The organism is Bradyrhizobium sp. dw_78 (assembly GCF_018449525.1).
In the GTDB taxonomy this organism is placed as follows: Bacteria; Pseudomonadota; Alphaproteobacteria; order Rhizobiales; family Xanthobacteraceae; genus Bradyrhizobium.
The window spans coordinates 111,968-129,062 of the sequence record NZ_JAAVUS010000004.1 but is presented as its reverse complement, the minus strand read 5'-3'; the positions used below and the strand labels follow the sequence as shown (position 1 = coordinate 129,062).

General features: G+C 61.3%; 19 protein-coding genes and 1 tRNA gene. 17 read left to right on the top strand and 3 right to left on the bottom strand.

The features are described from left to right. Positions 1–31: 31 nt before the first annotated feature. Positions 32–331, bottom strand: coding sequence for an HU family DNA-binding protein (locus tag HB630_RS12420; protein WP_213772550.1), 300 nt, complete (start codon positions 329–331; stop codon positions 32–34). 216 nt (positions 332–547) lie between these two features. Between HB630_RS12420 and HB630_RS12415 the strand changes: the two genes are divergently transcribed. Further along, positions 548–624, top strand: a tRNA-Asp gene (locus tag HB630_RS12415). An 84-nt stretch (positions 625–708) separates the two neighbouring features. Here the strand turns inward: HB630_RS12415 and HB630_RS28635 are convergent. Together HB630_RS28635 and HB630_RS12410 are read right to left on the bottom strand one after the other, a co-directional pair. Further along, positions 709–834, bottom strand: coding sequence for a hypothetical protein (locus tag HB630_RS28635; protein ID WP_276571599.1), 126 nt, complete (start codon positions 832–834; stop codon positions 709–711). Positions 835–854: 20 nt separating this feature from the next. Then, positions 855–1,049: a hypothetical protein gene (locus HB630_RS12410; RefSeq protein ID WP_213772549.1), complete on the bottom strand. Its 195-nt coding sequence runs from the start codon at positions 1,047–1,049 to the stop codon at positions 855–857. 226 nt (positions 1,050–1,275) lie between these two features. On the opposite strand from HB630_RS12410, the gene HB630_RS12405 reads away from it, so the two are divergent. From HB630_RS12405 to HB630_RS12330, 16 genes are all read left to right on the top strand, one after another. Further along, the gene (locus tag HB630_RS12405; protein WP_213772906.1) at positions 1,276–2,283 is read left to right on the top strand and encodes a TRAP transporter substrate-binding protein; all 1,008 of its coding nucleotides are present in this window, start codon (positions 1,276–1,278) and stop codon (positions 2,281–2,283) included. A 221-nt stretch (positions 2,284–2,504) separates the two neighbouring features. Beyond that, on the top strand, positions 2,505–2,870 hold the full coding sequence (locus HB630_RS12400; protein WP_213772548.1) for an NADH-quinone oxidoreductase subunit A: 366 nt from the start codon (positions 2,505–2,507) through the stop codon (positions 2,868–2,870). Beyond that, a complete protein-coding gene (locus tag HB630_RS12395) occupies positions 2,867–3,451 on the top strand; it encodes an NADH-quinone oxidoreductase subunit B (RefSeq protein WP_213772547.1) in 585 nt (194 codons plus the stop codon). Before HB630_RS12400 ends, HB630_RS12395 begins: the two co-directional genes overlap by 4 nt. A gap of 12 nt (positions 3,452–3,463) precedes the next feature. Beyond that, positions 3,464–4,078: an NADH-quinone oxidoreductase subunit C gene (locus tag HB630_RS12390; RefSeq protein WP_213772546.1), complete on the top strand. Its 615-nt coding sequence runs from the start codon at positions 3,464–3,466 to the stop codon at positions 4,076–4,078. Beyond that, positions 4,075–5,265 carry an NADH-quinone oxidoreductase subunit D gene (locus HB630_RS12385; protein WP_213772545.1) on the top strand — a complete coding sequence of 397 codons (1,191 nt, stop codon included), beginning with the start codon at positions 4,075–4,077 and terminating at the stop codon, positions 5,263–5,265. The genes HB630_RS12390 and HB630_RS12385 overlap by 4 nt, the downstream gene beginning before the upstream one ends. Further along, positions 5,265–6,227 carry an FkbM family methyltransferase gene (locus HB630_RS12380; RefSeq protein ID WP_213772544.1) on the top strand — a complete coding sequence of 321 codons (963 nt, stop codon included), beginning with the start codon at positions 5,265–5,267 and terminating at the stop codon, positions 6,225–6,227. Before HB630_RS12385 ends, HB630_RS12380 begins: the two co-directional genes overlap by 1 nt. A 13-nt stretch (positions 6,228–6,240) precedes the next feature. Then, entirely contained in the window at positions 6,241–6,852 is a 612-nt protein-coding gene (nuoE, locus tag HB630_RS12375; RefSeq protein ID WP_213772543.1) for an NADH-quinone oxidoreductase subunit NuoE, read from the top strand. A gap of 46 nt (positions 6,853–6,898) precedes the next feature. Next, entirely contained in the window at positions 6,899–8,224 is a 1,326-nt protein-coding gene (gene nuoF, locus HB630_RS12370) for an NADH-quinone oxidoreductase subunit NuoF (protein WP_213772542.1), read from the top strand. A 5-nt stretch (positions 8,225–8,229) separates the two neighbouring features. Continuing rightward, a complete protein-coding gene (locus tag HB630_RS12365; protein WP_213772541.1) occupies positions 8,230–8,718 on the top strand; it encodes a hypothetical protein in 489 nt (162 codons plus the stop codon). Between the two features lie 7 nt (positions 8,719–8,725). Continuing rightward, positions 8,726–10,801, top strand: a complete 2,076-nt coding sequence (gene nuoG / locus HB630_RS12360) for an NADH-quinone oxidoreductase subunit NuoG (RefSeq protein ID WP_213772540.1) — start codon at positions 8,726–8,728, stop codon at positions 10,799–10,801. Between the two features lie 10 nt (positions 10,802–10,811). Next, entirely contained in the window at positions 10,812–11,882 is a 1,071-nt protein-coding gene (gene nuoH, locus HB630_RS12355) for an NADH-quinone oxidoreductase subunit NuoH (RefSeq protein WP_213772539.1), read from the top strand. A 7-nt stretch (positions 11,883–11,889) separates the two neighbouring features. Next, complete coding sequence (gene nuoI / locus HB630_RS12350; RefSeq protein ID WP_213772538.1) at positions 11,890–12,378, top strand: NADH-quinone oxidoreductase subunit NuoI; 489 nt, start codon at positions 11,890–11,892, stop codon at positions 12,376–12,378. 9 nt (positions 12,379–12,387) lie between these two features. Then, positions 12,388–13,026, top strand: coding sequence for an NADH-quinone oxidoreductase subunit J (locus HB630_RS12345; protein WP_213772537.1), 639 nt, complete (start codon positions 12,388–12,390; stop codon positions 13,024–13,026). Next, positions 13,023–13,331 (top strand): NADH-quinone oxidoreductase subunit NuoK, encoded by a 309-nt coding sequence (gene nuoK, locus HB630_RS12340; protein ID WP_213772536.1) that lies wholly within the window; start codon positions 13,023–13,025, stop codon positions 13,329–13,331. The genes HB630_RS12345 and nuoK overlap by 4 nt, the downstream gene beginning before the upstream one ends. Positions 13,332–13,394: 63 nt before the next feature. Continuing rightward, on the top strand, positions 13,395–15,509 hold the full coding sequence (gene nuoL / locus HB630_RS12335; RefSeq protein ID WP_213772535.1) for an NADH-quinone oxidoreductase subunit L: 2,115 nt from the start codon (positions 13,395–13,397) through the stop codon (positions 15,507–15,509). After that, on the top strand, positions 15,510–17,015 hold the full coding sequence (locus HB630_RS12330) for an NADH-quinone oxidoreductase subunit M (protein ID WP_213772534.1): 1,506 nt from the start codon (positions 15,510–15,512) through the stop codon (positions 17,013–17,015). The last annotated feature ends 80 nt before the right edge of the window (positions 17,016–17,095 follow it).

Here is a 17,095-nt window from a genome sequence, read left to right as displayed (position 1 = left end):
GGGGCATTGTTCAACTCGGTTGAATCATGCCCTAGACAGCTTCCTTGAGTTCCTTGGCCGCGCGGAAGGCAACCTTCTTGCTGGCCTTGATGTGGATTTGCTCACCGGTGGCGGGGTTACGGCCCATGCGGGCGGCTCGCTTGCGCACCTGCAGGATGCCGAGACCGACGATGCGGATACGTTCGCCCTTTTTCAGATGCTTGGTGATTCGGCCGACCAGATCGGTCAGAATGGCCTCGGCGCTTTTCTTGGATAGCTCGTGCTCCTCCGACAGGGCGGCCGCCAGATGTTTGAGCGTGATCGTAGCCGGGGTCGCTGCTTTCTTCGCCATGTTTGGCCCTCCTCATTGGTGTTGATGGCTCAGGAAACCAAGACGTAGCAGGCCTTAAATGATTCGGGAGCGGGCCGCCTCCGCTGTTTTGCCTATAAATAGGCCCTTATTTGAATCGGCATCGCAAAAATGCCCGAATAGCAAGGGGATTTGCAACGTCCTTGACTTGAGTTGGGCGCCCCTTTAAGTCCCAGCATTCGCGGGTCAAGCGATCACGCGGGAGTAGCTCAGTTGGTTAGAGCGCCGGCCTGTCACGCCGGAGGTCGCGGGTTCGAGCCCCGTCTCTCGCGCCAGCAGAATCAATGACTTAGTGCTGTTTCTGGACGCGGCCCCTGATTTCTGCCGGCGTCCAGCAAAGCTGACAGTAATACCAGCGGCTACTCGGCGGCGGTCAGCTTCAGCAATTCGCCCCGCACCTGATCGAGCATACTTGCATAGTCGCGGCTTTTGGTCTGCCGGAACAGCCATACCGCCGGGGACCAAGGGCTGTCTGTCGCGGACAAGCACCGGGCTTCGGACTGGCTTACCGGATCATCACGCTGTTCGAATTCGTCATGGCGACCGGCTGGCCGGCCCGGACCACATGCGCGGTCGGGGTATCGTCGGAACTGCTCCGCGCGAAGATACCGAGCCCCGCCACCGTAATGCCGGCCACAAGCGCCATCACCACGATCTTGAGATGCGTTGCGCGGTCCGCTGATTGAATCGACTGGTTCACCTGAGCCTCCTGCCGTCTGAAGCACCGATCCGTTGGCAGGGAGGCTACGCGCGCTCTGTTTCACGGCGGTTTCGCAGGCATCGCATAACGGTTTCGTCGACCTCTATCGTGTTTTCGAGCAACGCGGACGGCTCGGCCGGCGACGATCTTGCTGACGGAGACGGTTCGGCGCTAACTGCGGCCAAGGCGCGATAAAGCGCCGGGGAGAGAAACGACAATGAAGGAAATGACCCGAAGGGGTTTGCTTGGCGCGGCATCGGCCGCCTGGGCCACCGGCTTCCTTGGCAAGCCAGCCAGAGCCGCCGCCGAATTCGAATTCAAGCTTGGCGTCGATACACCGGATACGCATCCCCTGACGGTTCGCCTGATCGAGGCTGCGCAAGCCATCGGATCGCAATCCGGTGGCAGGCTGAACGTGACGGTTTTTCCGAACAGTCAGTTGGGCGGCGATCCCGAAATGCTGTCGCAGCTTCGCGCCGGCGGCATCGATCTCCTGGCGGCGCCGAGCCTGACGCTCTCGACGCTGGTGCCGCTCTCGGGCCTGCCAAGCGTTGGCTTTGCCTTTCCGTCCTATGATCGGGTCTGGGCTGCGATGGATGGCGGCCTCGGCGATTTCGTTCGCGAGGCCATCGCCAGGACCGGCGTCGTGCCGATGAAAAAAGTCTGGGACAATGGTTTCCGGCAGATCACCTCGTCGTCGGGCCGGCAATTGAACAGTGTGGAAGATCTCAAGGGGTTCAAGATCCGCGTGCCGGTCACGTCGCTTTTGACCTCGCTATTCTCCGGCCTCGGCGCGCTGCCGTCGAGCATCAGCTACAGCGAACTCTATTCGGCCTTGCAAACCCATATCGTCGAGGGACAGGAAAATCCGCTGGCGCAGGTATCGACCGGCAAATTGTATGAGGTGCAGAAATACTGCGCGCTGTCGAACCATTGCTGGAGCGGCTACTGGATCATCGCCAACCGCCGCGCGCTTTCCAGCCTGCCGGCCGATCTGCTCGAGATGCTCAATAGCGGCTTCGATGCCGCCGCGGTCAGAGAGCGGGCCGATCTCGAGGCAATGGACCGCGCCTTGCAAGTCGAACTCGCGGCCAAGGGCGTGATTTTCAACAAGCCCGATCCGGTGCAGTTCCGGGCGGCGCTGGTGAAAGCCGGTTTTTACGCGCAGTGGCAGAAAACCTATGGCGGAGAGGCCTGGGCTCAATTGGAAAAATATACCGGGCCGCTGAGCTGAGGGGGGCACGGGAACCGTGCCGTCCCCTGCAAGGCGGGCATTCCCGCCGTGAACGGGTCAGGGGACGTGGCCGGTTTGGAGTGTCATGACCCGTCCGGGATGGCTGAGGGCGTCAAGATAGCTTGTCTTGCGCCCTTTGGTGCGCTGCGCTAAGCCTCAGAATAATTCCAATCAGCGAATCTGCGGACGCTCGGAAAACCGCAGGAGAAGGCACCGCCGATATGACCGGCATCCTGCAGAATTATCTTCCACTTGTGGTGTTTATCGCGGTCGCCGGCCTGATCGGCGTGGTCCTGCTGATCGCCCCCTTCATCCTGGCCTTCCAGCAGCCCGATCCGGAAAAGCTTTCCGCTTATGAATGCGGATTCAATGCTTTCGACGACGCCCGCATGAAGTTCGACGTACGCTTCTATCTGGTCGCGATCCTTTTCATCATCTTCGACCTCGAAGTGGCCTTCCTGTTTCCGTGGGCGGTGGCGTTCGGGAAGCTGGGCGCGACCGGCTTCTGGTCGATGATCGTTTTCCTGGCCGTCCTCACCGTCGGCTTTGCCTATGAATGGAAGAAAGGTGCGCTCGAATGGGATTGAGCCCCTCTGCTATGTCTTCGAGACCCGCGGTCGCGCCGGCTGCAACCGGAATCATTGACCCCTCCACCGGCAGGCCGGTAGGCGCCAACGATCCCTATTTCCTCGAGGTCAATCACGAACTGTCCGACAAGGGTTTTTTCGTCGCCGCGGCTGACGATCTGATCACTTGGGCGCGCACGGGATCGCTGATGTGGATGACCTTCGGTCTCGCGTGCTGTGCGGTCGAGATGATGCAGGTGTCGATGCCGCGCTATGACGTCGAGCGGTTCGGCTTTGCGCCGCGCGCCTCGCCGCGGCAGTCCGACGTGATGATCGTGGCCGGCACGCTGACCAACAAGATGGCTCCGGCGCTGCGCAAGGTCTACGACCAGATGCCCGAGCCGCGTTACGTGATCTCGATGGGGTCGTGCGCCAATGGCGGCGGCTACTATCACTATTCGTACTCGGTGGTGCGCGGATGCGACCGAATCGTGCCGATCGACATCTATGTGCCGGGTTGTCCACCGACGGCGGAAGCGCTGCTCTACGGCGTGCTATTGCTGCAGAAAAAGATCCGGCGCACCGGCACTATCGAACGCTAAAGGTTTTCGGAAATGGACGACGGCAGGCTCGACGCCTTGGGGCAGACGATCGTGGGTGCGCTGGCTGGCGCTGCGACCGGTCATACCGTTGCTTTCGACCAGCTTACGGTTGACGTGCTGGCCGGCAGGATCGTCGATGTCGTGCGTTTCCTGCGTGACGATCCCGGCTGCCGCTTCGTCAATCTTACCGATGTGACCGCGGTCGATTACCCCGGCCGGGCGAAGCGCTTCGACGTGGTCTATCATCTGCTGTCGCCGACGCTGAATACCCGCATCCGGCTGCGCGCCGAGGCTGGCGAGACCACGCAGGTACCCTCGATCATCGAGGTGTTTCCCGGCGCCGACTGGTTCGAGCGCGAAACCTATGATCTTTATGGCGTGATCTTCACCGGCCATCCCGACATGCGGCGGCTCCTGACCGATTACGGTTTCGAGGGCCACCCGCTGCGCAAGGATTTCCCGCTTACCGGTTTCGTCGAGGTGCGTTACGACGACCAGGAGAAGCGGGTGGTGTACGAACCGGTCCGGCTCAATCAGGAATTCCGCAAGTTCGATTTCCTCTCGCCGTGGGAAGGCGCGGATTATCCGGTCCTGCCGGGGGACGAGAAGGCGACGCCTAAGTCATGAACGAGCAAAACCTCCGCAATTTCACCATCAATTTCGGGCCGCAGCATCCGGCGGCGCACGGGGTGCTGCGCTTGGTGCTGGAACTCGACGGCGAAGTGGTCGAGCGCGTCGATCCGCATATCGGCCTGCTGCATCGCGGCACCGAGAAGCTGATCGAGCAGAAGACCTATCTGCAGGCGATCCCGTATTTCGACCGGCTAGACTATGTCGCGCCGATGAATCAGGAGCATGCGTTTTGTCTCGCGGCTGAAAAGCTGCTCGGCATCGCCGTGCCGCGCCGTGGCCAGTTGATCCGGGTGCTGTATTGCGAGATCGGCCGCATCCTGTCGCATTTGCTCAACGTCACCACGCAGGCGATGGATGTCGGCGCGCTGACCCCGCCGCTGTGGGGCTTTGAAGAGCGCGAAAAGCTGATGGTGTTCTACGAGCGTGCGTCAGGCTCGCGCATGCATGCGGCGTTCTTCCGCATCGGCGGCGTGCATCAGGATCTGCCGCCGAAGCTGATCGACGATATCGATGCCTGGTGCGACCCGTTCCTCGGCGTGGTCGCCGATCTGGAGCGGCTCCTGACCGGCAACCGCATCTTCAAGCAGCGCAACGTCGATATCGGCGTGGTGACGCTGAAGCAGGCGTGGGAATGGGGTTTTTCCGGCGTCATGGTGCGCGGCTCGGGCGCGGCTTGGGATCTGCGCAAGGCGCAGCCTTACGAATGCTATGCCGAGATGGATTTCGACATTCCGATCGGCAAGAACGGCGACTGCTACGACCGTTACTGCATCCGCATGGAAGAAATGCGCCAGTCGGTGCGCATCATGAAGCAGTGTATCCAAAAGCTGCGCGCGCCGGACGGGCAGGGGCCCGTCGCGATCGAGGATCACAAGATCTTCCCGCCGCGCCGCGGCCAGATGAAGCGCTCGATGGAAGCACTAATCCACCACTTCAAGCTCTATACCGAAGGTTTTCACGTGCCGGCCGGCGAGGTCTACGCCGCGGTGGAAGCGCCCAAGGGCGAGTTCGGCGTCTATCTCGTCTCGGACGGCACCAACAAGCCCTATAAATGCAAGATCCGCGCGCCGGGCTTTGCGCATTTGCAGGCGATGGATTTCATCTGCAAGGGCCATCTGTTGGCCGACGTCTCGGCCATCCTGGGCTCGCTCGACATTGTGTTCGGAGAGGTCGACCGGTGATGGCGCAAGCGCCGATCCAGTTTGATCGCGCCTCGGGGGCTCTGGAAGGGGCCAGCCTGTGGGAGCGCACGGCTGCGGTGGCGCTGACGACCGGCTCGAAAATCTCGTCGCATTTTTCGCATCGGGGCTACAACCACTGCGCCAATTTGCTGCGCAAGGCGCTGCCGGAGCGCAACATTGCGATCAAGCTCAATGCCGACGCGACGTTCGAATTTCCCTATGGCGACGGCTACTGGAGCAAGCTGCTCAATCGCTCGTATCATTACGAGGACGAGCTGGAACTGCTGTTCAAGGGCGCCATCGGTGTCGATTACACGCTGATCGATTGCGGGGCCAATTACGGCTATTGGTCGGTGCTGGTATCCAGCGCGCCATTCGGTTCGCACAGGGCGATCGCGATCGAGCCGTCATCGCAGAATTTTGCCAAGCTCAAGAACAACGCCGGGATCAACGACAATCGCTTCGAAGTAATGAAGTGCGCGATCGGATCTGCGCGCGGTACCGCGCGGTTGTCCGGCACCAAGCATGAAGCCTTCAGCATCGCCGGAAACACCAATGGCGGTGGCGAGGAAGTGCCGGTGATCGCGCTCGATAATCTGCTCGACGATGGCCGGATTTCGGCCGGCGGAAAATACCTGGTCAAGCTGGATGTCGAAGGGGTGGAAATCGAGGCGATCAAGGGTGGCCCGCGCCTTTTGCAGGGCGATAGCGTGATATTATGTGAGGAACACGGCAACGATCCCCATCACACCGTGTCGCGTTATATCCTCGAACAGACGCCGCTGAAACTGATCGTCTACGATCCTCGCAGCCGTCGCCTGGAAACCGTCACCGAGCTTTCGATTCTCGATCGCATCAAGGTTTCATCCCACGTCGGCTATAACGTATTCGGTACCGCGAGCGCGTTTTGGCAAAACAGGATCGATGTCCTGAACGCCAATGTCACGCGCCGCACGCAATGAGAGACTGAAGAGAATGTCCGTCCGCCGTCTTGCACCGAAAGAATTGCAGCCCGCGAGCTTCACGTTCACGGATGAGAATCTGGCCTGGGCCAAGGCGCAGATCGCCAAATATCCCGAGGGCCGTCAGGCTTCGGCGGTGATCGCGATTCTGTGGCGGGTGCAGGAGCAGCATGAGGGATGGGTGTCGGAAGTGGCGATCCGGGCGGTCGCCGATCTCCTGGACATGCCCTACATCCGGGTGCTGGAGGTCGCGACCTTCTACACGATGTTCCAGCTTCAGCCGGTCGGCAAGAAAGCGCATGTCCAGGTTTGCGGCACCACGCCGTGCCGGCTGCGCGGCGCGGCCGACCTGATCGAGATGTGTCAGAGCCGCATCAACCACGAGCCTTTCGAACTGTCGAAAGACGGCAATTTCAGTTGGGAAGAGGTCGAGTGTCTCGGCGCCTGCGTGAACGCGCCGATGGTGCAGATCTGGAAGGATACCTACGAGGATCTGACCAAGGAAAGCCTGGGCAAGGTACTCGACGGCTTTGCCTCCGGCAATCCGCCGAAGCCCGGGCCGCAGAATGGCCGCCAGTTCTCCGCGCCCATCACCGGGCCGACGACGCTGAAGGAAACCACATGATGCGTGTTCGCGCGCAGTCCAACCGCTGATCGGGAAGTTTCCAGTCATGCTCGACGACAAGGATCGCATCTTCAAGAACCTCTACGGCTTCCATGATTGGGGCCTCGAAGGCGCGCGCCGCCGCGGCGCCTGGGACGGCACCAAGGCGATCATCGACAAGGGCCGCGACTGGATCATCAACGAGATGAAGGCGTCGGGTCTGCGCGGACGCGGCGGGGCGGGTTTTCCGACCGGGCTGAAATGGTCGTTCATGCCGAAGGAATCGACCGACGGCCGGCCGAGCTATCTGGTGGTCAATGCCGACGAGTCCGAGCCGGGCACCTGCAAGGACCGCGAGATCATGCGGCACGATCCGCATCTTCTGATCGAGGGCTGCCTGATCGCGAGCTTCGCGATGGGCGCGCATGCCTGCTACATTTATGTGCGCGGCGAATTCATCCGGGAACGCGAGCATCTGCAGGCCGCGATCGATCAGGCCTATGAAGCCAAGCTGGTCGGAAAAGATAACGTCAACGGCTGGCCGTTCGACATCTACGTCGCCCACGGCGCCGGCGCCTATATCTGCGGCGAGGAAACGGCGCTTCTGGAAAGTCTCGAAGGCAAGAAGGGCCAGCCGCGGCTGAAGCCGCCATTTCCGGCCAATGTCGGGCTCTATGGCTGTCCGACCACGGTCAACAATGTCGAATCGATTGCGGTTGCGCCCGATATCCTGCGGCGCGGCGCGGCGTGGTTTGCCGGGATCGGCCGGCCCAACAATGTCGGCACCAAGCTGTTCTGCATTTCCGGCCATGTCGAACGCCCCTGCAACGTCGAAGAGGCGATGGGCATTCCGTTCCGCGAACTGATCGAGCGCCATTGCGGCGGCATCCGCGGCGGCTGGGACAATCTCAAGGCGGTGATTCCCGGCGGCTCATCCGTGCGCATGGTGCCGGCCGAGCAGATCATCGATACGCCGATGGATTTCGACAGCCTGGGCAAGCTGCGCTCCGGTCTCGGCACCGCCGCCGTCATCGTGATGGACAAGTCGACCGACCTGATCCGCGCCATCGCCCGCATCTCCTATTTCTACAAGCACGAAAGCTGCGGCCAATGCACGCCGTGCCGCGAGGGCACGGGATGGATGTGGCGGGTGCTGACCCGCATGGCCGAAGGCCGCGCGCACAAGCGCGAGATCGATATGCTACTCGAAGTCACCAAGCAGATCGAGGGCCATACCATCTGCGCGCTGGGTGACGCCGCCGCATGGCCGATCCAGGGCCTGATCGCGCATTTCCGTCACGAGATCGAAGCGCGTATCGACGAATATTCGCACAAGGCGGATGTCGATGATGTCGGCATTCTCGATCCCGCGCATATGGTGGCGGCGGAGTGATCTCGATGTCGCAACCGAACGTTTTCTGGTGGCAGAAATACGGGACCGTGGGCCAGATCGCCCAGGCCGCCGTGGCGCTGTTCGGTTTCATCGCGATTCTGGCCCAGATCAACGTGCTTGGAAATAACGCCCACCAGGCGGGCGCGCGGCAGATCTATCAGGCCTATAACGATCTCGAATTCAAGAACCCGCAATACGCCAAGCCAGATCTTGATCGCCTCAAGGCCGGGCCGGCGAACGACATGGTCCAGTACGAGACCTTCGTTTCCTATTTCCTGTATGCCTGCGAGGAAGCGGTCGCCGCGTTCGACAAGCGCGAATGGCAGGCGACCTGCGACTACGATCTGAAGGAGCATCTGCCGTTTTTGTGCGAAAAGATGGCCCGCGAGCCGGCGTACATCTTGACCTACAGCGCCGAGACGCAGCGATGGATCGCCGCAGAACTCCAGAAGGCGGGCATGACGGCTCCGGACTGCAAGTTCAGAAAGACTTGAGATCGCAATGACCAAACTGATCGTCGATGGCAAAGAGATCGATGTCCCTGCGGAATACACGCTGTTGCAGGCGTGCGAGGCCGCGGGCGCCGAGATTCCGCGTTTTTGTTACCACGAGCGGCTGTCGATCGCGGGCAACTGCCGCATGTGCCTGGTCGAGGTGAAGGGCGGCCCCAAGCCGGTCGCAAGCTGCGCCTGGGGCGTGCGCGATTGCCGGCCGGGTCCCAAGGGCGAGCCGCCCGAAATCTCGACCCGCTCGCCGATGGTGAAGAAGGCGCGCGAAGGCGTGATGGAGTTTCTGCTGATCAACCATCCGCTGGATTGCCCGATCTGCGATCAGGGCGGCGAATGCGACCTGCAGGACCAGGCGATGGGTTACGGGGTCGACACTAGCCGCTTCGCCGAGAACAAGCGCGCAGTTGAGGACAAATATCTCGGCGCGCTGGTCAAGACCTCGATGAATCGCTGCATCCAGTGTACGCGCTGCGTCCGCTTCTCGGCCGAAATCTGCGGCGCGCCGGAAATGGGCGCGACCGGCCGCGGCGAGGACATGGAGATCACGACCTATCTGGAGTCCGCGCTGACGTCCGAATTGCAGGGCAATCTGGTCGATATCTGCCCGGTCGGCGCGCTGACCTCGAAACCCTATGCCTTCGCGGCGCGGCCCTGGGAGCTCGGCAAGACACAATCGATCGATGTGATGGACGGCGTCGGCTCGGCGATCCGGGTCGATACCCGCGGCCGCGAGGTGATGCGGATTCTGCCCCGCGTCAACGACGCGGTGAATGAGGAATGGATTTCCGACAAGACCCGTCATGTCGTCGACGGCTTGCGCACCCAGCGGCTCGATCGTCCCTATGTCAGGGAGAACGGCCAGCTCCGCGCCGCGTCATGGGCCGAAGCGTTCGGCGCCATCGCGGCGAAGACCGGCCGCATCGACGGCAAGCGTATTGGCGCCATTGCGGGTGACCTTGCCGCGGTCGAAGAGATGTTCGCGCTGAAGGAATTGCTGGCGAAATTCGGCTCGGCCAATCTTGCCGTGCAGGGCGGCGACGCCTTTGACCCGAAGGCCGGCCGTGCTTCCTATATCTTCAATCCAACCATCGCCGGCATCGAACAGGCCGACGCGCTTTTGATCGTGGGCTCGAACCCGCGCAGGGAAGCTGCGGTTCTCAACGCGCGCATCCGCAAGCGCTGGCGCACGGGGCAGCTCAAGATCGGTGTGGTCGGCGTCAAGGCCGATCTGACCTACGCTTATGATTATATCGGCGCCGGTCCCGACTCGCTCAGTGCTCTCGCTGCCGGCAAGCATTCCTTCGCCGATGTGCTGAAGGGCGCCAAAAATCCGGTCGTGCTGGTTGGCGCCGGTTCGCTGGCGCGTCAGGATGGCGCGGCGGTGCTGGCGCAGGCGGCAAAGATCGCGGCCGATGTCGGCGCGATCAAGGACGGCTGGAACGGGTTCGGCGTGCTTCAGGATACGGCCTCGCGCGTCGGCGCGCTCGATATCGGTTTTGCCGCCGGGGCAGGCGGGTTGAACGCCGCGCAAATGACGACGTTCGGTACGCTCGACGTGCTGTTTCTGCTCGGCGCCGATGAGATCAAGGTGCCGGATGGCACCTTCGTGGTTTACATCGGGACCCACGGCGATCGCGGCGCGCACCGCGCCGATGTCATTCTGCCGGGTGCGGCCTATACGGAAAAATCCGGCATCTACGTCAACACCGAAGGCCGGGTGCAGATGGCCAGCCGCGCGGCATTTCCACCGGGAGATGCGCGGGAGGACTGGGCGATCATTCGGGCGCTGTCCGAGGTTCTGGCCAAGAAGCTGCCGTTCGATTCCCTTGCCGCGCTGCGGCAGGCCATCTTCAAGACGGTGCCGCATCTGATGCGCATCGACCAGATCGAAGCTGGACAAGCGGCCGATTTGAAGACAGTAGCGGGCAAGGGCGGCAGCCTCGACAAGGCGCCGCTCACGTCTTCCGTTGATGATTTTTACCTGACCAACCCGATCGCGCGAGCGTCCGCGGTCATGGCGGAGTGCTCCCGCCTGGCTTCCGGGCACATGCTGACGGCGGCAGAGTGAGCGTGACCTGATGGCTGAATTCTTCGCAAGCGCGTTCTGGACCGGTTTTCTCTGGCCGCTGATCATCATGGTCGCCGAGAGCCTGTTGCTGCTCGTGGTGCTCTTGGTCGCGATCGCCTACATCCTGCTCGCCGACCGCAAGATCTGGGCGGCGGTGCAGATTCGGCGCGGCCCCAACGTGGTCGGCCCGTTTGGCCTGTTCCAGTCCTTTGCCGATCTGTTGAAGTTCGTGCTGAAGGAGCCGATCATCCCGGCCGGCTCCAACAAGGGCATATTCCTGCTGGCGCCGCTGGTGTCCTGCGTGCTGGCGCTGGCGGCCTGGGCCGTGATCCCGATGAATCTCGGCTGGGTGATCTCCGACATCAATGTCGGGGTGCTCTATATCTTCGCGATCTCCTCGCTGTCGATCTACGGCATCATCATGGCCGGATGGTCGTCGAATTCGAAATACCCGTTCCTCGCGGCCCTTCGCTCTGCGGCGCAGATGGTGAGTTACGAAGTCTCGATCGGCTTCGTCATCATCACGGTCCTGCTGTGCGCGGGATCGCTCAATCTCTCGGCCGTGGTCGAAGCGCAGAACACCCGCGGATTCGGCGGCCTGATCGGTTTGCCGCAACTGACGTTCCTGAACTGGTACGTGTGGCCGTTGTTTCCGATGTTCGTGGTCTTCTACGTCTCGGCGCTGGCCGAAACCAACCGTCCGCCATTCGATCTGGTGGAAGCCGAATCGGAACTGGTGGCCGGCTTCATGGTTGAATACGGCTCGACGCCGTATCTCCTGTTCATGCTCGGCGAATATGTCGCGATCACTACGATGTGCGCGATGGCGACGATCCTGTTCCTGGGCGGCTGGCTGCCGCCGATTGCGCTGCCGCCGTTCACCTGGATACCCGGGGTGATCTGGTTCGCGCTGAAGCTTTTCTTCATGTTCTTCCTGTTTGCGATGGCGAAGGCGATCGTGCCGCGCTACCGCTACGATCAACTGATGCGGCTCGGCTGGAAGGTGTTCCTGCCGTTGTCGCTGGCGATGGTGGTGATCGTCGCCGGTGTGCTGGAATTCGCCGGGATCGCGCCGAAATGAGGTTGTCATGAGTGTCAACGCTTCAGCCCGCTCGCTGCTGCTGTCGGAATTCGTATCGGCGTTCTTTCTCGCCATGCGCTATTTCTTCCAGCCGAAGCCGACCTTGAACTATCCCTTCGAGAAGGGGCCGATTTCGCCGCGCTTCCGGGGCGAACACGCTTTGCGCCGCTATCCGAACGGCGAGGAGCGCTGCATCGCCTGCAAGCTGTGCGAGGCGATCTGCCCGGCGCAGGCGATCACCATCGAGGCCGGCCCGCGCCGCAACGACGGTACCCGCCGCACCGTCCGCTATGACATCGATATGGTGAAATGCATCTATTGCGGGCTGTGCCAGGAAGCCTGCCCGGTCGATGCCATCGTCGAGGGACCGAATTTCGAATTCGCGACCGAGACCCGCGAGGAACTCTATTATGACAAGGCGAAGCTGCTCGCCAATGGCGACCGCTGGGAGCGCGAGATTGCAAAATCAATCGAACTCGACGCGCCGTACCGGTGAGGTGAGGGCATGATCCTTTCGGCGTTGTTCTTTTATCTGTTCGCGGCCATTTGCGTCGCATCCGCCGTCATGGTGATTGTGTCGCGCAATCCCGTGCATTCGGTGTTGTTCCTGATCCTGGCTTTCGTCAATGCATCCGGCCTGTTCGTGCTGATGGGCGCGGAATTCCTGGCGATGATCCTGGTCGTGGTCTATGTCGGCGCAGTCGCCGTCCTGTTCCTGTTCGTGATCATGATGCTCGACGTCGATTTCGCCGAGTTGCGCGAGGGCTTCAGTCAATATCTGCCGGTCGGGCTCGTGATCGGCGGGATCTTTCTGGCCGAACTGCTGCTGGTCGGTGGCAGCTGGGTGATCAACCCCAACGTCGCCAAATCGATCACCTCGGCCATCCCGGCCAATGTCAGCAACACCGAGGCGCTCGGTCTGGTGCTCTACACCAAGTATATTCATTACTTCCAGCTCTCAAGCATGGTGCTGCTGGTGGCGATGATCGGCGCGATCGTGCTGACGCTGCGGCACAAGGCCAGCGTCAAGCGCCAGAATATCAGTGTGCAGAATGCGCGGACGCCGGAGCTTGCGATGAGCCTCCGCAAGGTGTCGGCGGGACAGGGCTTGCAGGACGCGGATGCGGCGGAGTGGGTGCAATGACGATCGGCCTTGGACATTACCTCGCCGTCGGCGCGATCCTGTTCACGCTCGGGATTCTCGGCATCTTCCTCAACCGCAAGAACATCATCGTCATCCTGATGTCGATCGAGCTGATCCTGCTCGCGGTCAATATCAACCTGGTGGCGTTTTCGACCTTCATCGGCGATATCGTCGGCCAGGTGTTCGCGCTGCTGGTGCTGACGGTGGCCGCCGCCGAAGCGGCGATCGGGCTTGCGGTGCTGGTGGTGTATTTCCGCAGCCGCGGTTCGATCGCGGTTGAAGACGTCAATCTGATGAAGGGCTAAACGCATGATCCGGAAAAATGGCTACCGGTTTTCCGATGAGATCATGTGCAAAGAGGCGTGGTCATGATCCAGGCAATCGTCTTTCTGCCGTTGATCGGCGCGCTGCTGGCGGGGCTGATCGCGATCTTCGGCGCGCATGCGCGCAATCCGAGCGGCGACACGGTCGATCATCATGACCTCGCACACGGCCACGACACCGCATCGCACGGCACCACGCCGGTCAACGCGGACGCTGCGGTCATTCATGCAAGCCATGATGAACCGATGGCGCATGACGATCACGGTCACGACGATCATCATGCGGTAGAGCCGCCGGCCGTAGGGTCGCGCGCCGCGGAACTGATCACGACCTGCCTCTTGATTACATCGGCGGTGTTGTCCTGGATCACCTTTGTCGATGTCGGCTTCATGCATCACGATGCACGGATTGCCTTGTTCCCCTGGATCACCTCGGGCGATCTTCAGGTGGCGTGGTCGCTGCGGGTCGATACGCTGACGGCGGTGATGCTGGTGGTGGTGACGACCGTGTCGTCGCTCGTGCATTTCTATTCGATCGGCTACATGGACGAGGATCCGAATCGGCCGCGCTTCTTCGGATATCTGTCGCTGTTTACCTTCGCGATGCTGATGCTGGTGACCGCTGACAATCTGGTACAGCTGTTTTTCGGGTGGGAAGGCGTCGGTTTGGCGAGCTATCTGCTGATCGGATTCTGGTATCAGAAGCCGTCGGCGAATGCGGCGGCGATCAAGGCTTTCGTGGTCAACCGGGTCGGAGATTTCGGTTTTGCGCTCGGTATTTTCGCGGTCTTTGCACTGATCGGTTCGACCGATTTCGAGACGATCTTTGCCGGCGCGCCGGGCGTTGTCGGCAAGACCATCGATTTCTTCGGCTGGCAGGTGGATGCGCTGACCTTCACCTGTTTGCTTCTGTTCATGGGGGCGATGGGCAAATCGGCGCAGTTCCTGCTGCACACCTGGTTGCCGGACGCGATGGAAGGTCCGACGCCGGTCTCCGCGCTGATCCATGCGGCAACGATGGTCACCGCCGGCGTGTTCATGGTGGCGCGGCTGTCGCCGTTGTTTGAGCTATCGCCGACCGCGCAGGCGGTGGTGATGTTCTTCGGCGCCACCACGGCTTTCTTCGCGGCCACCATCGGCCTGGTGCAGAACGACATCAAGCGGATCGTCGCCTATTCGACCTGTTCGCAGCTCGGCTACATGTTCGTGGCGATGGGGGCCGGGGCTTACTCCGTCGGCATGTTCCATCTGTTCACGCATGCCTTCTTCAAGGCGCTGCTGTTCCTGGGCTCGGGCTCCGTGATCTATGCGATGCATCACGAGCAGGACATCCGCAACATGGGCGGGCTCTGGCGCAAGATTCCCTACACCTTCACGGTGATGTGCATCGGCACGCTGGCCTTGACGGGCTTTCCGCTGTTCGCGGGTTATTTCTCCAAGGACGCGATCATCGAATCCGCCTATGCCTCGCATAATCCGTTCTCGACCTATGCCTACCTCCTGACCATCGCAGCCGCCGGTCTGACGTCGTTTTATTCCTGGCGCCTGATCTTCAAGACTTTCTTCGGAGAGCCGCATGATCGGAAACATTACGAAGCGGCGCATGAGAGCCCGATCTGGATGTTGATCCCGATCGGTATCCTCGCGGTCGGTTCGATTGCGGCGGGTTATCCGTTCAAGGAATTGTTCGTCGGCCCTGGTGCCGAGGGCTTCTTCCGGGAATCGCTGAAGATGAACCCGCATATCTTCGAAGACATGGAGCAGATGCCTAATCTGCTCGGATATCTGCCGTTCGTGATGATGGCGTTGGGGCTCGGGGTTTCCTACCTGTTCTACATCCGCAGGCCCTATCTGCCGGAAGCACTCGCCAGGTCGCAGCCGGGGCTCTATCAGTTCCTGCTCAACAAGTGGTATTTCGATGAGCTGTACGATCTGATCTTCGTCCGTCCGGCGAAATGGATCGGGCGCTTCCTGTGGAAATTCGGCGATGGCTACGTCATCGACGGCTTCGGACCCGACGGCGTGTCGGCGTGGGTGCTTGATGTGACCCGTAACGTGGTGCGGCTGCAGACCGGCTATCTCTATCACTATGCTTTCGCGATGCTGATCGGGGTTGCCGGATTGATCACCTGGTTCATGTTCGGCGTGGGAGGCCAGTAAATGACAACCTGGCCCATTCTTTCCGTCGTCACCTTCCTGCCGCTGGTCGGCGCGCTGCTGGTTTACATTCTCCCCGGCGACGATGACGCGACGCGGCGCAATGCGCGCTGGATCGCGCTGTGGACCACGCTGATCACATTCGCCGTGTCGGTGATCTTGGTGCTGCGCTTCGATCCCTCGAATCCGGACTTCCAGTTCGTCGAGAGATCGCCATGGCTCGCCAGCGCCATCACCTATCACATGGGCGTCGACGGCATTTCGCTGCCGTTCGTCATCCTGACCACCGCCTTGATGCCGTTCTGCATCGTGGCGAGCTGGAAATCGGTGACGATGCGCGTGCGCGAATACATGATGGCGTTCCTGGTGCTGGAAACGCTGATGGTCGGCACGTTCTCTTCGCTCGATCTCGTGCTGTTCTACCTGTTCTTCGAGGGCGGCCTGATCCCGATGTTCCTGATCATCGGAATATGGGGCGGTCCGCGCCGGGTCTATGCCAGCTTCAAGTTCTTCCTCTATACGTTCCTCGGCTCCGTCCTGATGCTGCTGGCGATCATGGCGCTGTACTGGAATGCAGCGACCACCGATATTCCGACGCTGATGCACACAGCCGTGCCGCGCAGCCTGCAGACCTGGGCGTGGCTGGCGTTCTTTGCTTCCTTTGCGGTGAAGATGCCGATGTGGCCGGTGCATACCTGGCTTCCCGATGCTCATGTCGAGGCGCCAACCGCAGCTTCGGTGATTCTGGCCGCGATCATGTTGAAGATGGGTGGCTACGGCTTCCTGCGCTTCTCGTTGCCGATGTTCCCGCTGGCCTCGCACGACTTTGCGCCGCTGATTTTCTCGCTGTCGACCATCGCCATCATCTACACCTCGCTGGTGGCGCTGATGCAGGAGGACATGAAGAAGCTGATCGCCTATTCGTCGGTCGCCCATATGGGCTTCGTTACGATGGGTATTTTCGCGGGCACCATGCAGGGTGTCGCGGGCGGCGTGTTCCAGATGATCTCCCACGGTATCGTGTCGGGGGCGCTGTTCCTGTGCGTCGGTATCGTCTACGACCGCATGCACACCCGCGAGATCGCGGCCTATGGCGGCCTCGTCAACCGGATGCCGCTCTACGCGCTGGTGTTCATGGTGTTCACCATGGCCAATGTCGGCTTGCCAGGCACGTCAGGCTTCATCGGCGAGTTCATGACGCTGCTCGGCACCTTCAAGGTCTCGCTGCCGACCGCCTTCTTCGCCACCACCGGCGTGATCCTGTCGGCGGCCTATGCGCTGTGGCTGTACCGCAAGGTGGTGTTCGGCGCGCTGGTGAATCCGTCGCTCGCGACCATCAAGGATCTTACCTTCCGCGAATGCCTGTTACTGGTGCCGCTGGTGGCGCTCACCATCCTGTTCGGCGTTTATCCGAAGCCGGTGCTCGACATGTCGGCGGCATCGGTGCAGCAGCTCGTCGCCAATTACAGCCACGCGCTGACGACGCAGGCCGCAGCGCTGGTGCAGTGAAGGCCAGGTCGCTTTGGAGCGAAATGGAATCGGTTCGCGCGATGATCGCGCGTCAGACTAAAGAGGGGAGTGCCCCGGAT

Coding starts and splice junctions, on each gene's coding strand:
- HB630_RS12420 (WP_213772550.1), bottom strand. CDS start 331: ATGGCGAAGAAAGCAGCGACCCCGGCTACGATCACGCTCAAACATCTG.
- HB630_RS12405 (WP_213772906.1), top strand. CDS start 1,276: ATGACCCGAAGGGGTTTGCTTGGCGCGGCATCGGCCGCCTGGGCCACC.
- HB630_RS12400 (WP_213772548.1), top strand. CDS start 2,505: ATGACCGGCATCCTGCAGAATTATCTTCCACTTGTGGTGTTTATCGCG.
- HB630_RS12390 (WP_213772546.1), top strand. CDS start 3,464: ATGGACGACGGCAGGCTCGACGCCTTGGGGCAGACGATCGTGGGTGCG.
- HB630_RS12385 (WP_213772545.1), top strand. CDS start 4,075: ATGAACGAGCAAAACCTCCGCAATTTCACCATCAATTTCGGGCCGCAG.
- HB630_RS12380 (WP_213772544.1), top strand. CDS start 5,265: ATGGCGCAAGCGCCGATCCAGTTTGATCGCGCCTCGGGGGCTCTGGAA.
- nuoE (WP_213772543.1), top strand. CDS start 6,241: ATGTCCGTCCGCCGTCTTGCACCGAAAGAATTGCAGCCCGCGAGCTTC.
- nuoF (WP_213772542.1), top strand. CDS start 6,899: ATGCTCGACGACAAGGATCGCATCTTCAAGAACCTCTACGGCTTCCAT.
- HB630_RS12365 (WP_213772541.1), top strand. CDS start 8,230: ATGTCGCAACCGAACGTTTTCTGGTGGCAGAAATACGGGACCGTGGGC.
- nuoG (WP_213772540.1), top strand. CDS start 8,726: ATGACCAAACTGATCGTCGATGGCAAAGAGATCGATGTCCCTGCGGAA.
- nuoH (WP_213772539.1), top strand. CDS start 10,812: ATGGCTGAATTCTTCGCAAGCGCGTTCTGGACCGGTTTTCTCTGGCCG.
- nuoI (WP_213772538.1), top strand. CDS start 11,890: ATGAGTGTCAACGCTTCAGCCCGCTCGCTGCTGCTGTCGGAATTCGTA.
- HB630_RS12345 (WP_213772537.1), top strand. CDS start 12,388: ATGATCCTTTCGGCGTTGTTCTTTTATCTGTTCGCGGCCATTTGCGTC.
- nuoK (WP_213772536.1), top strand. CDS start 13,023: ATGACGATCGGCCTTGGACATTACCTCGCCGTCGGCGCGATCCTGTTC.
- nuoL (WP_213772535.1), top strand. CDS start 13,395: ATGATCCAGGCAATCGTCTTTCTGCCGTTGATCGGCGCGCTGCTGGCG.
- HB630_RS12330 (WP_213772534.1), top strand. CDS start 15,510: ATGACAACCTGGCCCATTCTTTCCGTCGTCACCTTCCTGCCGCTGGTC.